Genomic DNA, 14723 nt, shown 5'->3' with positions numbered 1-14723 from the left:
GAGGAGACAGCGGATGCGATCCTCCCGGCCGCGCCCCACCGCGCCCGTCACCGAACCGGCGCCCTGGACGATTCCGCGCGGGCTGATCGTGCTGCTGGCCGCCGCCGCGGGCGTGGTCGCCATTGCCGGAATGAAACTGTCGGCGGGCATGCTCGGCCCGATCTTCCTGGCGCTCATGTTGACCGTCGCGGTGCAGCCGATCCAGAGCTGGGCGCAGCGCCGCGGCCTGCCGCCGTGGCTGGGCATGGTGGGCGCGGTGATCGCCGTCGTGGTGATCATCTTCGGGATCGTCGGCATGCTCGCGGTGTCGATCGCTCAGTTGGCGACCATCCTGCCGGGCTACGCCGACAAGCTGCAGGATCTGCTCGCGGGCGTGCGGGATCTGCTGAAGCAGTTCGGGGTGGGCGGCAAGCCGATCCAGGAGATGCTGAGCAATATCGACATGGGCAAGCTGGTGAGCCTGCTCGAGACCCTGTTGAGCGGCACCCTCGGCGTGTTCTCCAACCTGCTGTTCATTCTGGCGCTGGTGCTGTTCATGGCCGTGGACGGCATGACCATCGGCCGCAAGCTCGAGATCATCTCCTCGGTACGGCCCGATATCGGGTACGCGCTCACCACCTTCGCCGAGGGCACACGCAAATATCTGGTCGTCTCCACGGTTTTCGGGTTCATCGTGGCGGTGCTCGACGGTGGCGCGCTGTGGCTCATGGGAATTCAGCTGCCGGTGCTGTGGGCGCTGCTGTCGTTCATCACCAACTACATTCCCAATGTCGGCTTCGTCATCGGCTTGGTGCCGCCCGCGCTGCTGGCACTGCTGAGCGAAGGCCCACGCGCGATGCTGTGGGTGATCGTGGTCTACAGCGTGCTGAACTTCGTGATCCAGTCGATCATCCAGCCCAAATTCGTCGGTGACGCGGTCGGTTTGAATGTCACGATCACCTTCCTGTCCCTGGTGTTCTGGACCTGGATTCTGGGCGCGCTCGGCGCGATCCTGGCCGTCCCGCTGACCCTGCTGCTCAAGGCCATGCTGCTCGATATCGATCCGGCCACGCGCTGGGTGAACGTGCTGATCGGGGACCGGTCCGCACAGGAGGCGCAGAGCTAGTGCTGCGCCTGCAGGTCATCTGCCCCGCCGAGGTCACACCGAAAGTCCTTGCGCTGCTGGCGCGGGATCCGGGGACCGCGCATGTGAGCGTGAGCGCGGGCACGGCGCTGCGCCCGGAAGGTGATCTGGTGCAGGCGGATATCGCGCGCGCCGCCGCCAACCAGGTGCTGGACGAACTGACCGCGTTGGGCGTTCCCCGTTCGGGGGCAATCACTTTCGGGCCGGTCGACTATCGGCTCTCGGCCGCCGCGGTACGCGCCGGGCGGGCCGTTTCGCACGGTGCGGGCGAGCCGGTGGTGTGGCAGGAGGCGCTGCAGCGCGCATGGCGGGACGCGCATTTCACCCCGGTGTTCCTGACCCTGCTCACCATCGCACTGCTGCTGTCGGTGATCGGCGTGGCCACCGGGTCACCGATCACGATCGTGGGCGCGATGGTGGTGGGCCCGGAATACGGTCCGCTGGCGGCGATTTCGGTGGGCCTGGTGCGGCGCACGCCCCGGCTGATCCGGCGCGGCGTCTTCGCACTGGCCGTGGGATTTCCGATCGCCATGCTGATCACCGCGGCGGCGACCGTGCTGTGGGTGTGGCTGGGCTGGATCGATGTCACCGATGTGCAGAACGCACGCCACTTCGACTTCATCTACGAGGTCGGGCCGTTCTCGTTCCTGGTCGCGGTGCTGGCGGGAGCCGCGGGCATGCTGGCGCAGATCACGGCGCGGTCGGCGGCGCTGGTGGGCGTGTTCATCTCGGTGACGACGGTGCCGGCGGCCGGGCTGGCGGTGGCGGCGGGGGTGGCCGGAAGGTGGTCTGTGGCAGGCAGTTCCCTGCTGCAACTCGGCGTGAACCTGCTGGGCATCGTGGTGGCCGGGCTGCTGGTGCTGGCGCTGCGACCGGGCAGTAGCCGGGAGCTGGGGCCCGCCCGGCGTCTGAGGCAGTGGCTCGCCGATGGGCGGCATCGGTAGCGTTCAACGGCTCGCCGCTCGAGCACTTCAGCGGGTCGCCGCTCGAGCACATCAGCGGCTCGCCGCCATGCCGATCCCCTTGGCGGCCAACGGAAACAGCAGCACGGTGGTCGCACCGGCCGCGACGAGGATCGAGGCCAGCTGCTGATCCATGAGTCCGGCCCCGGTGGCCGCCTGCGTGACGGCCACGATGATGGGCAGGCCGGTCGCGGCGTACAGCGCCAGCTGTGCGCGTTCGGCTCGGTCGTCCAGGTTCGCGCCGTGCGGGACGAAGCGTTCACTGATCCACACCGGCAGCCCGCGCGCGAGGGCGATGGCGACGACGAACAGCACCCAGCGGCCCGGGTTCTCGGTGACCGCGTGCGGGTCGATCCCCATGCCGGACACCACGAAGAACACCGGGATCAGCAGCCCGTAACCGATTGTCTCCAGCGAGTGTTCGATCTCCGGGTACACCTCGGCGACGAGGCCGCGCAGGATCAGACCCGCCGCGAATGCGCCCAGCACCACATCGAGGTCGAACACCTCGGCCACAGCCATCAGCACCAGCAGCAGCAGGAACACCACCCGCACCGGCAGCTGATTCGTCCCGCCCTCGAGCGCGGTGATGGTGTGCCCCACCGCGGGCACGCGTTCCAGCAGCCGCCGCGGCACCAGCGCCACCACGAGCGCCGCGACCATGAACAAGGCCAGCACCACCAGCGCCGCGATCGGACTGCGGCTCGTCAGCAGCACCGACATGGCCACCACGGGCCCCAGCTCCCCCACCGCCCCGTGCGCGAGAACAGCACGCCCCAAAGGCTTACCGAGCAACCCGTCCTGTTTCAGAATCGGCAACAGCGTCCCCAGCGCCGTCGAGGTCAACGCGATGGCGACAGCCACCTGCGCCGTGAACGACGCGCCCCGCGCCGCCAGCGCGATGAACCCGATCGCCAGCACCAGCGATATCCCCCACGTCCCCCAGGCCACCCGCCCCGACTTCCCCCGCAGCAGCGCCGGATCCAGCTCGTACCCCGCCAGCAGAAACAACATCCCCAACCCGAGCTCACTGATCAGATCCACCCCGCCCGCGGACGTCGCCCACCCCGCCACATTGGGCCCCAGCAACATCCCGACAACCAGCAGGATCACCACACTCGGCACATACCCCCGCACCACCCGAGCCACAATCGGCGCCCCCACCGCCACCGCCACAATCCAGAACAACGACACGATCGGCGACGGCGCCCCCGCCCCCGCAGCCTCCACCGACTCGATCATGAGCCGATGGTTTCACGCCCCCCGCGCCCTCTCCCACACCAACACGGCAACCAACCAGCTCACACCAGCCCCGTTCCCACAGAAAAGCGGGCGGGTACCGGAATTCCGGTACCCGCCCACCTCTTTCGCTGTGCAGGATTCGAGCCGTCCACCTCACGGATGAGGGGAGCCCCCCGAACGGATGAGGGGGCACCCCCGCCTCACGGACGAGAGGAGCTTTCTCTCCTCACGGATGAGGGGAGCCCTCCCGTCTCACGGAGGGAAGCCCCGTCCCGCCACCCGCGGTTCGAGGGGCGGAGCCCCTCAATTCTCGAGGGGGTTCGGGGGCGAAGCCCCTGAGAGCCCTCCCGAGAGTGGGGCCTAGTCGTTCTGGAAGTACGACAGCAGCCGCAGGATCTCGATGTACAGCCACACCAGGGTGACGGTGAGGCCGAGCGCCACGCCCCAGGCCGCCTTCTCCGGCGCGCCGGCGCGGATGAGCTGGTCGGCGGCGTCGAAGTCCAGCAGGAAGCTGAACGCCGCGATGCCGATCATCACGAGGCTGAAGATGATGGCGACGGTGCCGCCCGAGCGCAGGCCGAAGCCGTCGGCGGTGAAGAACATGGCGATCATGTTGCCGAGCGCCAGCACGACGGCGCCGATGAGCGCACCGATGACCATGCGGGTGAGTCGCGGCGTGACGCGGATCGCGCCGGTCTTGTAGACCACGAGCATGCCGAAGAACACACCGAAGGTGCCGAGCACGGCCTGTGCGATCAGCCCCGCGCCGCCCACGCCGCCGAATTCGACGCCGGTGAACATGTACGAGAGCGCACCGAGGAACAGACCTTCGGCGGCCGCGTAGCTGAGCACGATGGCCGGGTTGTCCTGCTTGCGACCGAAGGTGGCGACCATGACGAGCACGAAGCCCACCAGCCCGCCGACGATCACGAACAGCGGGGCGAGCCCGTGGTTGATCGAGGTCAGCGCGTAGGACAGGATGCCCGCGACGGTGACCACACCGAGCGTGATGCCGGTCTTGGTGACCACGTCGTCGATGGTCATGGGCCGCGTGGCGGGTACCGGCATCTGCTGGTACTGCTGCGGGTAGCCGCCGTAGGGCGGCTGCTGGCCGTACTGGTTGGCGAACTGTCCGGCTCCAGCGGCCGCCGAGCCGAAGCCGGCGTAGCCACCGCCCTGCTGCGGCTGCAGGTTCCGGAAGACCGGGTTGGATGTGGAGCGCACTGTGCGTCCCTTTCTGGAGTCGCGGCGCACGTAGGTCGTGGCCTCGTTCTACCCGTCTCAACGCTCTGCACCCGGTGTTGGTTCCCACCGAACACAGATCAGACCAATCGGACTTTACCCGACCTTTACCGGGCGATCAGTGCAACTGGCTCATCACGCGATCGGCGATCAGCGCCAGGTGGTCGAGGTCACTCAGATCCAGGATCTGCAGGTATACGCGGCTGGTGCCCGCGATTTCGGCATAGCGGCCGATCTTCTCGACCACCTCGTCCGGACTGCCCGCGAGGCCGTTGGCCTTCAATTCGTCCACCTCACGCCCGATGGCGGCGGCCCGCCGGGCGACCTCGGCGTCACTCGCGCCGACGCAGGCCACCAGCGCGTTGGAGTAGACCAGCTCCTCGGGATCGCGCCCGGCTTCCTTGACCGCCGTGCGTACCCGATCGAACTGCTCGGCCGTGTCCTCGGCGGACTGGAAGGGCACATTGAATTCGGAGCCGTAGCGTGCGGCCAGCCGCGGCGTGCGCTTGACGCCCATGCCGCCGATGACGACCGGGATCCGTTCCTGCGCGGGCTTGGGCAGCGCGGGCGAGTCGGTCAGCGTGTAATGCTCGCCGCTGAACGAGAAGGTCTCCCCGAGCGGCGTGCTCCACAGCCCGGTGATGACGGCGAGCTGTTCCTCGTAGCGCGGGAACCGCTGCCCGGGGAAGGGAATCCCGTAGGCGGTGTGCTCGGCCTCGTACCAGCCCGCGCCCAAACCGAATTCGACGCGTCCGCCGGACATGGCGTCGACCTGGGCGACCTGGATGGCCAGCACACCCGGGTGCCGGAAGGTGGCGGCGGTGACCAGCGTGCCGAGCCGGATGCGCCGGGTCTCCCGCGCCAGACCGGCCAGCGTGATCCACGCGTCGGTGGGTCCGGGCAGCCCGTCGGCGTCGCCCATGGCCAGGTAGTGGTCGGAGCGGAAGAAGGCGTCGTAGCCCAGGTCCTCGGTGGCCTTGGCCACGGTGAGCAGGGTGTCGTAGCTCGCGCCCTGCTGGGGTTCGGTGAAGATTCGAAGATCGATTCGTCCCATCACCCCATTGTGCTGGTCGGTCGCTCAGCCCCCGTCGTGGAGTCCGCGCACCGACCGCGTCACCGTGAATTTCCGATTGCGACCGATCACCTCGGTCTTGCCGACCAGGCGCTCCATCACGCCCCGATAGTTGAGATGCGTGTTGTAGACCGTCCACAGCTCGCCGCCCGGCCGCAGCACCCGCCCGGCCTGCTGGAACATCTTGATGGCCGACCCGGTGTGCACGGCCGCCCCGACATGGAACGGCGGATTGCACAGCACCAGATCCGCGCTGTTGTCCGCCTTGGAGGACATGGCGTCGTCCCGCAGCACGGTCACCCGCTCGGCGACCTCGTTGGCCGCCGCGGTGGCGCGGGTGGAGGCGACCGCCGCCGCCGACTGATCGGTCGCGGTGACCCGGATGCCGGGCCGCACCTTGGCCAGTGCGACCGCGAGAATGCCGGTGCCGCAACCGAGGTCGATGGCGTCACGGGCATCGGGTTTCATGCGCCCGAGGTATTCGAGCAGGAACCGGGTGCCGATGTCGAGGCGCGAACCGGAGAACGCCGCACCGTGCGCGACCACCTCGAGATCGCGGTCGTCGAGCCGGTTGCGGATCGGGAACTGCGGCTCGCCAACGGGTTTGGGTTCGGTGGCGAGCAGGATGCGGGATTTCTGCCGGCCGCGGCTGGCGCGCACCGAGCCGAAGGATTCGGCGAGCACGTCGTTCATGGCCGGGGTCAGGTACTTGTCGCGTCCGCCCGCGTACACCCGGACGTCGGGGGCCGCGTAGCGGGCGATGGCGTCGGCGGTTTCGGCGAGTCCGGACAGGGCGCGCGGCAGCCGCCACAGCACCACCCGGACGTCCTCGAGCAGCGGGCGGCCCAATTCGTATGCGGTGTAGCGATCTCCGAGGCCGACGGCGCGCGCGTTGTGTGCCAGCGCGAGCTCACCGGTGAGCAGATCCTGGTGCACCCGCAGCCCGCGTAGGTCATAGGTGGCCGCGGCGCCGAGGGTGAGCGCCCCGTAGCCGTCGTCGATCACCGCCACCCGATTATCGCCCGCTTCGGCCAGGGCCGCGGCGGCCTCGTCGAGCATCAATCGATCGGCGGCGTCCACCGCGTAGAGGTTCACCGCCTCCACATCGGGGTACCGCCGCAACCGGCTCAACACATCCTCGACCTCAACCACCTCTACAGTGTGCTAGATCATTGCCGAGGGTTCCCAGTCGGCTGCCGTTTCTGTGCATATGGGCGTTTTACGAGGTCAGCGTTATTCTGCGCCATCGCAAAACACTTGCTGATCTTGTAATGGCAAGAGGATGCCGGAAATTCACCGATGCGGCGATTCCGGCACGGGCACGACGGTGCCGTCCCGGGCGGGCATGGCTGCCGACGCGGCCACCATCACCACCGCCATGACCGCGACACCCACGAAAACCAGGTGCACGGCGGGCGCCAGCTGCGCGGCCACCGGATGATCGCTCGCCTCGACCCGCGAATTGACCAGCGCGCCGAAGACCGCCACGCCGAGGGCGCTGCCCAGCGATCGGGCGAACATATTCGTGGAGGTGACCACGCCGCGCTCCTCCCATTCGGCGCTGGCCTGCGCGGCGATGAGGGTCGGGCTGGCCACCAGGCCCATACCCATGCCGACCACGAAACAGCCGATCGCCACGTGCAGCAGCGCGGAATCGGCGTCCACCAGCAGCAGGGCCGCCGCGCCGAGCACGACGATCGCGCTGCCGACCAGGGCGGTGATCCGAAATCCCAGGCGCAGGTAGAACTTTCCGCTCTGCGAGGCGGACAGCGGCCAGCCCAGGGTGAGCGCGCCGACCGTGAGGCCCGCCGTCAGCGCACTCGTGCCCAGCACGCCCTGCGCGAAAGTCGGTACGTAGGAGGTGAGCCCGAGCAGGATCGCGCCGACCAGCAGCGAGACCAGACTGCTGGCCACGAGTACGCGCCGGGTCAGAACCCACAGCGGCAGAATCGGATTCGCGGCGCGGCGCTCGACCAGCGCGAAGGCCACCAGCGTCAGCACGCCGCCGGCGAAGAGCCCGATGCTGATCGGCGAGTTCCACGCCCAGGAGTGTCCGCCCTCGAGCAGTGCGAGAATGAGCGCCCCAGCGCCGAGGGTGAGCAGTCCGGCGCCCAGGTAGTCGATCCGATGATGTTGGCGCGGAGCGCTTTCGGTGAAGTAGCGCAGGATCATCCAGGCGGCCAGCGCCGCCAGCGGCAGGTTGATCAGGAAGATCCAGCGCCAGCTCACGTATTCGGAGAAGACGCCGCCCAGCAGCGGCCCGAGCACCGAGGACGACGCCCATACGGCGGCCAGATACGCCTGCACTTTGGCGCGTTCGGGCAGGGTGTAGATATCGCCCGCGATGGTGATGGACATGGGCCCCACCGCGCCCGCGCCGATGCCCTGCACCGCGCGCGCGAGGATGAGCGTCACCATGCTGCCCGCCAGTCCGCACAGCAGCGAGCCGAGTGCGAAGACCGCGATCCCGAACATCATGATCGGTTTGCGGCCGAAGGTGTCGGCCAGCTTCCCGTAGATCGGGACCGTCACCGCCTGTGCCAGCAGGTAGATGCTGAACAGCCACGGGAACTGCGAGAAGCCGCCGAGCTGATCGGTGATGGTGAGCACCGCGGTGGCGATGATGGTGGAGTCCAGCGCGATGAGCGATGTCGCCACCATGATCGCGGCCAGAACCGGCCCGCGCTCGGAGCGCAGGCCGATCGACACTTTCACCTCGGTGCCCGCCACCGGCAACCCCTTTCGTTAGCTCAACTCAATATATGAGTCGAACACGACGGCGGGTTCGCTATTCCGGATCCGGCGAAACGCGCACGCACCCCGGCGCGACGGGATTGCCGCCGCGCCCGGATCACACGGTCGCGGCCAGCTCGCGCAGTACCGGCAGGCTCACCGAGCCCGAACCGAGCACCACGTCATGAAAACGCTTGATATCGAACGAAGTACCCAATCGTTCGGCGACCATGGCACGCTGGCGACGAATTTCCAGCTGACCGACCTTGTAGGCCACCGCCTGTCCGGGCATGGCGATGTAGCGGTCCACCTCGGTCTTGATCTCCGCCACGCTCACCGGAGCATTGGCGACCATGAAGTCGATGGCCTGCTGCCTGCTCCAGCCCTTGGCGTGCAGGCCGGTGTCCACCACCAGGCGGCAGGACCGCCAGGAATCCGCCGCCAGCATGCCGATGCGGGCGAGATCGTCCGGGTACAAACCCATTTCGTCGGCGAGGCGCTCGGTGTATAGCGCCCAGCCCTCCACGAATGCGGTGTTGGAGAACGACATCCGCTGGAACCGCGGCAGATGATCCAGCTCGTTGGCAATGGTGAGCTGCAGATGGTGACCGGGGATCGCCTCGTGATAGGCCACCGACGCGGTCTCGTAGCGGTTCTTGGACTTGGGCTCGTGCGTGTTGACGTAGTACGCGCCCGGCCGCGAACCGTCGGCCGCCGGCGGGAAGTAGTACGCCGCAGGGGCATCCGCGGCCAGGAACTCCGGCACCGGCAGGATGTCGCAGGCCTGGCGCGGCAGGCGGCCGAACCAGTCGCCCATCTCCGCCTGCGCCGCGGCCAGGTAGCGGCGGGCATCGGTCATGATCTCCTCGCCGTCGCCGTAGCGCAGGGCGGAGTCGTCGCGCAGGCGGGTGAAGATCTCGGTCAGGTCGGTGAGGCCGAACAGGCGGCCGCCGACCTCCGCGTATTCCGCACTCAGCCCGGCCAATTCGTCGAGACCGAGCTGGTGGATCTCCTCGGCGCCGAGATCTGGCAGCGTTGTGTGATGCTTCAGCAGGCGGCGGTAGATGTCCGCGCCGTCGTCACCGAGCCAGCACAGGCCGGGCTTGTCGTCGGGGCGGGCGGCGGGCAGTAGTTCGTTCGCCAGCACCTCGCGATAGTGGGCGAAGGCGGGGCGGATGATCTCGCGCACCACCTCGGCCAGTTCTGCGCGCCAAGCCTTTTCGCCGTCCCAGTCCGGCGGGCCGGGGAAGGTGGCGAAGGGGTCGCCCGCGATATCGGAGGCCAGGTAGCCGTCGAGCTGATTGAGCGAGCGCTGAATGGCGATCTTGGCGGGCGTGCGCCCGGCGGCGAGCCCGGCGCGGAAGCGCTCGACGGCCTGCGCGATGAACACGTCGAACTGCCGGTAGCGCTGGACGAGCTGCAGCGCGTTCTCCGGCTCGGGCGCATTGAGCTGCGGGGCCATGGTGAGCATCCCGGCATGCACGCCGGTCATCTGATCCGAGGCCAGTTCGATCGGCCGCCACTCCAAAAAGTCCACGGCGGAGGCCAATTCGGTCCGCAGCAGACTCCGGGTGACCTTGTCCTCGGCGGTCAGCCGCTCCAGGTCCAGGCCGTCGACCTCGGTCAGCAACCCCCGCCAGGTCTCCAGCAGCCGCTGCTCGGCCGCCACGGACAGATCCTCGATGCGGTCATCGAATCGCCTGTCCCCCAACAGAGTCGCCTCACTCGGCGCGGACTCCAGCATGGCGTCCCAGTAGCGGTCGGCAAGAGCGATCAATTCCTCGTGCGCATCCATGCCACACATCATGCCCGCGTGAAACAGACTCGGGGCGATGCGACCGACTTCGCACCCCCTTCACCGGCGTGGCGGCAGCGGGATGCGCATCAGGTCCTCGGCGACCACGATCTCGCCGGAGAACTCGGCGCGGGCCTCGGCGAGATGGTCGTCGAGGGTGCGGTAGCGCTGGGAGAAGTGGGTGAGGACGAGGGTGCGGGCACCCGCGCGGGCCGCCACGGCGGCGGCCTGGCGGGCGGTGAGGTGGCCGAACTCCTTGGCGAGATGCTCGTCGGCATCGGTGAAGGTGGCCTCGATGACCAGCATGTCCACGCCTTGCGCCAGCTCGTGGACGCCGTCGCACAGCCGCGTGTCCATGATGAAGGCGAAGCTCTGCCCGGGACGCGGCTCGCTCACCTGCTCGAGCGCGATGGAGCGACCGTCGATCTCGATATGCCCCGCACGCTGCAGCAGCCCGACCGCGGGGCCCGAGATACCCAGCTCGCGCAGGCGCTCCGGCACGATGCGGCGGCCGTCGGGCTCGCTGATCCGGTAGCCGAAGGCTTCGACGGGGTGTGACAGCGCCCGGGTGGTCAGCGTGAAAGACGCTCCGGGAGTTGGCAATTCACCTGCCGCACGGATCGGATGGGCACGCAGTTCGGCCGTCTGGTGATAGGCGGTCGAGTGCGTCAGCCGCTGAAAGAACTGCTCCCCGGACGCGGGGTAGTAGCAGTCGACGACATGCGGCACCCGGTCGAGGCTGATGCGCTGGGCGACGCCCGCCAGCCCGAGACTGTGATCCCCGTGGAAATGCGTGATGCCGATGCGCGTGATGTCGGTGGCCGACACCCCCGCGTAGATCATCTGCCGCTGTGTGCCCTCCCCCGGGTCGAACAGCACCCCTTCGCCGTCCCAGCGCAGCAGATACCCATTGTGGTTGCGCTGCTTGGTCGGTACCTGACTGGCCGTCCCCAGAATGACCAATTCGCGCTGTGACACGGCCGCCAGGCTACCGCCCGAGCAGCGGATACTCGCGGCAGCGAACGCGGGCGCGTCCCCTGGCATACCAGGAGGGGGTACTAGACTGGCCGCGTGGTCGAACAGCACGCGCACGCTACCCGGTACATCCGGGCGTTCGGGCTGTTCACCCTGCTGGCCGGAATCGTGGCCATGCACATCGCCGTCTTCGGCATGCCGCACTCGGGTGCGGACCGGGCTATGAGCGCCGGGAACGCCTCGCCCGCGGCTGGCCATCGCGACCACGCCGCCATGGCCGCCGCATCGCATGTCAGCGCCGCGTCCGCTCCGGCCCGGGGCCATCACCCAGCGGCGCTCTCCCTCGCCGCGGGCCACCAGCCCACCGCGCTCACCGCCCCGTCGCCCGAGCGCGGCATCGCCGCGCCCGCGTGCGGAGATTGCGGCGACGGCCACCCCGGGTTGCACGGCTGCGTCTTCATCCTCGCCGCCCTGCTGCTGGGTCTGGGTCTGGCGCTGCTGGGCTGGGCGGGGCTGCGCCGCGATCCGCCCGCGACCGCGCAGGCGCGCCGCCTGCGCGCACACCGCGCGCGGCCGCCGCCGTGGACGCATCTCTCCTTGGCCGAATTGGCGATTCTGCGCATCTGATGGACCGCCGTTTCCGCACCCCGTGCGGAAGCGCGATGTCGCATGCCCGCAGAACGCCGAATCATCAAGGAGTACAACCATGTTCAACACCCGTATCAAGCTCACCCTGATCGCGGCCACCTCGGCCGCGGCCCTGCTCGCCGCCGGCTGCGGCAACGACGACGGCAACGATTCGTCCATGCCCGGTATGACCCACGCGAGCACGACGAGCGCACCCGCCTCGGCCACCCAGCGCACCGATTTCAACGATGCCGACGTGATGTTCCTGCAGATGATGTACCCGCATCACGCGCAGGCGGTGGAGATGGCGAAGCTGGTGCCGAGCCGCTCACAGAATCAGGAGCTGATCGCGCTCGCCGCGAACATCGAAGCCGCGCAGTCGCCGGAGATGCAGCAGATCACCACCCTGCTCACCGCATTCGGCAAACAAGCGCCGAGTGCCACCACCTCCGGGCACTCCATGGACGGTCACGCCATGGACGGCATGATGACCGACCAGCAGATGACCGAGCTGACGGCCATGTCCGGCACGGCCTTCGACAAGATGTGGCTGCAGATGATGATCGAACATCACAGGGGCGCGGTCACGATGGCGCAGACCGAGCTGACCTCGGGCGTCAACCCGGACTCCAAGGCCATGGCGCAGGCCATCGTCTCCGGTCAGCAGGCCGAGATCGATCAGATGAACCGCATGCTGACCCAGGTCTAGAAACAGCGAACGGGTGCGCGGTGTGTGACCGCGCACCCGTTCGTCTTGCGAGAGCAGGGGTTTCGCTAGCTGCCGATGACCGTGTTCATGATGGTTCCGGCGCTGGTGGCGGTCGCGCCGCCGACCATGGCTCCGGCCACCATCTTCGGGGATTCGAGTCCGCCGCCGCTCCACTTCTCCCAGGCGAATCGTCCGCCGCCGTAGGTGATGGCGGTGACGCCGGACAGCATGACGAACCAGTTGAAGTACCGGACCAGCTTCATCAGCTTGTCCGCGACGGGTGGGGTTTCCGGTGTCGGGTTGCCGATCTGCGCGACCACGTTCGTGTACGCGTCGTGCACGGCGAGGAGCATGCTCACGATCGGTTCCTCTCGGATGCTGAATGGGTGCTGGTGGGGACGAAACGGTGATCCAACTCTCACTATGCGGATCAATTGAACCGCATTTCGTGAGGTGGAACCGTGCCGACACACCACCGGCACCCAACTCGAGCAGCCGATCAGCTACCGGTTTTGCCCAGCAGCGACTGCGCTTTGCCGAGCAGCGAGTGCTTGCGGCCGTAGGCGAAGTACACGACGATGCCCAGCGCCATCCAGACGATGAACCGGATCCAGGTCTCCACCGACAGGTTGAACATGAGCCAGGCGCAGGCGATCACCGACAGGATCGGGATGAACGGCACCAGCGGAACCCGGAAGCCGCGCTTCAGATCCGGGCGGGACTTGCGCAGCACGATCACGCCGATGGACACCAGCACGAAGGCGAACAGCGTGCCGATGTTGACCATCTCTTCGAGGGTGCCGAAGTCGACGAATCCGGCGAGCAGGGCGCAGATGACGCCGACGATGACGGTGATCCGCACCGGCGTTCCCTTCGCGCCGGTCTTGGCCAGGCTGCGCGGCATGAGGCCGTCGCGGGACATGGCGAACAGCACGCGGGTCTGTCCGAGGAACAGCACCATGACGACGGTGGTCAGACCGGCGAGCGCGCCGATGGAGATGACGTTCTTGGCCCAGTCCACGCCGTGGATGGCGAAAGCCGTCGCCAGCGTCGCGTTCTCACCCTGCAGGTCCTTGTAGGACACCATGCCGGTGAGCACCAGCGACACCGCCACGTACAGCACTGTCACGATGGCCAGCGAGCCCAGGATGCCGCGCGGCACGTTGCGCTGCGGGTCGCGGGTCTCCTCGGCGGCGGTGGCGACCACGTCGAAGCCGATGAAGGCGAAGAACACGATGGAGGCCGCGGCGAGCAGGCCGTACCAGCCGAAGGTGCTGTGGCCGCTGCCGGTGACCAGCGAGAACAGCGACTGCCGCAGGGCGGACGCGCCGCCGTCGTCACCCGGCACGGATTCCGGGATGAACGGCTTCAGATTGTCGACCTTGAAGTAGGTCGCGCCGACCACCACCACCAGGGCGATGACGGCCAGCTTGATGGCCACGGCGACCGCCGACACCCGCGAGGACAGCTTGGTGCCGAGCACCAGCAGCACGGTCAGGATCGCGATGAGCAGCACCGCGCCCCAGTCGAATTTCACCGACCCGAAGTGCCAGATCGGCTGATGTCCGCCCAGCACCACACCCAGGTACTGCGACCAGCCCTTGGCCACGACCGAGGTGCCGAGCGCGAATTCGAGGATGAGGTCCCAGCCGATGATCCAGGCGACGACCTCGCCGAAGGTGGCGTAGGAGAAGGTGTAGGCGCTGCCCGCGACCGGCACGGTGGACGCGAATTCCGCGTAGCACAGGGCGGCCAGGCCGCAGGCCACCGCGGCGAAGACGAAGGCCAGCGAGACCGCGGGTCCGGCGAGGTTGCCGGCGGTGCGCGCGGTGAGGGTGAAGATACCCGCGCCGACCACGACGGCGACGCCGAAGACCGTGAGGTCCACCGAGGTCAGGTCTTTGCGCAGTTTCGCATCGGGTTCGTCGGTGTCGCGAATGGACTGTTCGACGGTCTTGGTACGGAACAATCCGGCGGTGCGCTGGGCGGCCGGCCCTGCTGCTTCCCGCTCGGGGCCCGATATCGCCACGGGTCTCTCCTCGTTCTGGCTTACGGCAACAATGCAGTTCTCGCCGGACTGTCACAGTTCTGGTCGAGAACGCGACAGTCGAGCGTCAGGTTTGTTCGCCTGTGCGAGCAACCAAAAGACAGAATCGCTGGTCCCAGCCCCGGTTACTGCTCTCGATCTCGGGTGGAGACCTGAGTTGTCGGCGTCACACGGAACGGTATCACCGCACTGGTAC

Annotated in this window: 13 protein-coding genes; 4 read left to right on the top strand and 9 right to left on the bottom strand. The window is 68.0% G+C overall.

The annotated features are described in order from the left end of the window. Positions 1 to 13 precede the first annotated feature (13 nt). Positions 14 to 1105, top strand: coding sequence for an AI-2E family transporter (locus tag JK358_RS16295; protein WP_201948551.1), 1092 nt, complete (start codon positions 14 to 16; stop codon positions 1103 to 1105). Next, complete coding sequence (locus tag JK358_RS16290; RefSeq protein WP_201948550.1) at positions 1105 to 2067, top strand: DUF389 domain-containing protein; 963 nt, start codon at positions 1105 to 1107, stop codon at positions 2065 to 2067. Before JK358_RS16295 ends, JK358_RS16290 begins: the two co-directional genes overlap by 1 nt. 51 nt (positions 2068 to 2118) lie before the next feature. Here the strand turns inward: JK358_RS16290 and JK358_RS16285 are convergent, their stop codons facing one another. From JK358_RS16285 to JK358_RS16255, 7 genes are all read right to left on the bottom strand, one after another. After that, entirely contained in the window at positions 2119 to 3327 is a 1209-nt protein-coding gene (locus JK358_RS16285; RefSeq protein WP_201948549.1) for a cation:proton antiporter, read from the bottom strand. A gap of 360 nt (positions 3328 to 3687) precedes the next feature. Then, a complete protein-coding gene (locus JK358_RS16280; protein WP_201948548.1) occupies positions 3688 to 4551 on the bottom strand; it encodes a Bax inhibitor-1/YccA family protein in 864 nt (287 codons plus the stop codon). A gap of 136 nt (positions 4552 to 4687) precedes the next feature. Next, positions 4688 to 5614, bottom strand: a complete 927-nt coding sequence (locus tag JK358_RS16275; RefSeq protein ID WP_201948910.1) for an LLM class F420-dependent oxidoreductase — start codon at positions 5612 to 5614, stop codon at positions 4688 to 4690. 33 nt (positions 5615 to 5647) lie between these two features. Further along, entirely contained in the window at positions 5648 to 6793 is a 1146-nt protein-coding gene (locus JK358_RS16270) for a class I SAM-dependent methyltransferase (RefSeq protein WP_201948547.1), read from the bottom strand. Between the two features lie 141 nt (positions 6794 to 6934). Next, the gene (locus JK358_RS16265) at positions 6935 to 8371 is read right to left on the bottom strand and encodes an MDR family MFS transporter (RefSeq protein ID WP_307817552.1); all 1437 of its coding nucleotides are present in this window, start codon (positions 8369 to 8371) and stop codon (positions 6935 to 6937) included. 121 nt (positions 8372 to 8492) lie between these two features. Further along, the gene (locus JK358_RS16260; RefSeq protein ID WP_232851398.1) at positions 8493 to 10169 is read right to left on the bottom strand and encodes a DUF885 domain-containing protein; all 1677 of its coding nucleotides are present in this window, start codon (positions 10167 to 10169) and stop codon (positions 8493 to 8495) included. 60 nt (positions 10170 to 10229) lie between these two features. Further along, entirely contained in the window at positions 10230 to 11147 is a 918-nt protein-coding gene (locus JK358_RS16255) for a ribonuclease Z (protein ID WP_201948545.1), read from the bottom strand. A gap of 93 nt (positions 11148 to 11240) precedes the next feature. Here JK358_RS16255 and JK358_RS16250 point away from each other — a divergent pair, with 93 nt between their 5' ends. Further along, entirely contained in the window at positions 11241 to 11771 is a 531-nt protein-coding gene (locus JK358_RS16250) for a hypothetical protein (RefSeq protein ID WP_201948544.1), read from the top strand. A gap of 79 nt (positions 11772 to 11850) precedes the next feature. Then, positions 11851 to 12480, top strand: a complete 630-nt coding sequence (locus JK358_RS16245) for a DUF305 domain-containing protein (protein ID WP_201948543.1) — start codon at positions 11851 to 11853, stop codon at positions 12478 to 12480. Between the two features lie 65 nt (positions 12481 to 12545). Here JK358_RS16245 and JK358_RS16240 read toward each other — a convergent pair whose 3' ends face one another. Together JK358_RS16240 and JK358_RS16235 are read right to left on the bottom strand one after the other, a co-directional pair. Further along, a complete protein-coding gene (locus JK358_RS16240) occupies positions 12546 to 12833 on the bottom strand; it encodes a hypothetical protein (protein ID WP_201948908.1) in 288 nt (95 codons plus the stop codon). Positions 12834 to 12979: 146 nt separating this feature from the next. After that, a complete protein-coding gene (locus JK358_RS16235) occupies positions 12980 to 14509 on the bottom strand; it encodes an amino acid permease (protein ID WP_372440677.1) in 1530 nt (509 codons plus the stop codon). Positions 14510 to 14723: the final 214 nt, after the last annotated feature.

The sequence above is a fragment of the Nocardia acididurans genome (genome assembly GCF_016741815.1).
In the GTDB taxonomy this organism is placed as follows: domain Bacteria; phylum Actinomycetota; class Actinomycetes; order Mycobacteriales; family Mycobacteriaceae; genus Nocardia; species Nocardia acididurans.
Note: the sequence above shows the minus strand (reverse complement) of the source record. Positions and strands in the feature narration are given on the sequence as shown.

Bases quoted from the DNA above. Each gene is read 5' to 3' on its own strand.
- JK358_RS16295 (WP_201948551.1), top strand. From the start codon at position 14: ATGCGATCCTCCCGGCCGCGCCCCACCGCGCCCGTCACCGAACCGGCG.
- JK358_RS16285 (WP_201948549.1), bottom strand. From the start codon at position 3,327: ATGATCGAGTCGGTGGAGGCTGCGGGGGCGGGGGCGCCGTCGCCGATC.
- JK358_RS16260 (WP_232851398.1), bottom strand. From the start codon at position 10,169: ATGGATGCGCACGAGGAATTGATCGCTCTTGCCGACCGCTACTGGGAC.
- JK358_RS16245 (WP_201948543.1), top strand. From the start codon at position 11,851: ATGTTCAACACCCGTATCAAGCTCACCCTGATCGCGGCCACCTCGGCC.
- JK358_RS16240 (WP_201948908.1), bottom strand. From the start codon at position 12,833: ATGCTCCTCGCCGTGCACGACGCGTACACGAACGTGGTCGCGCAGATC.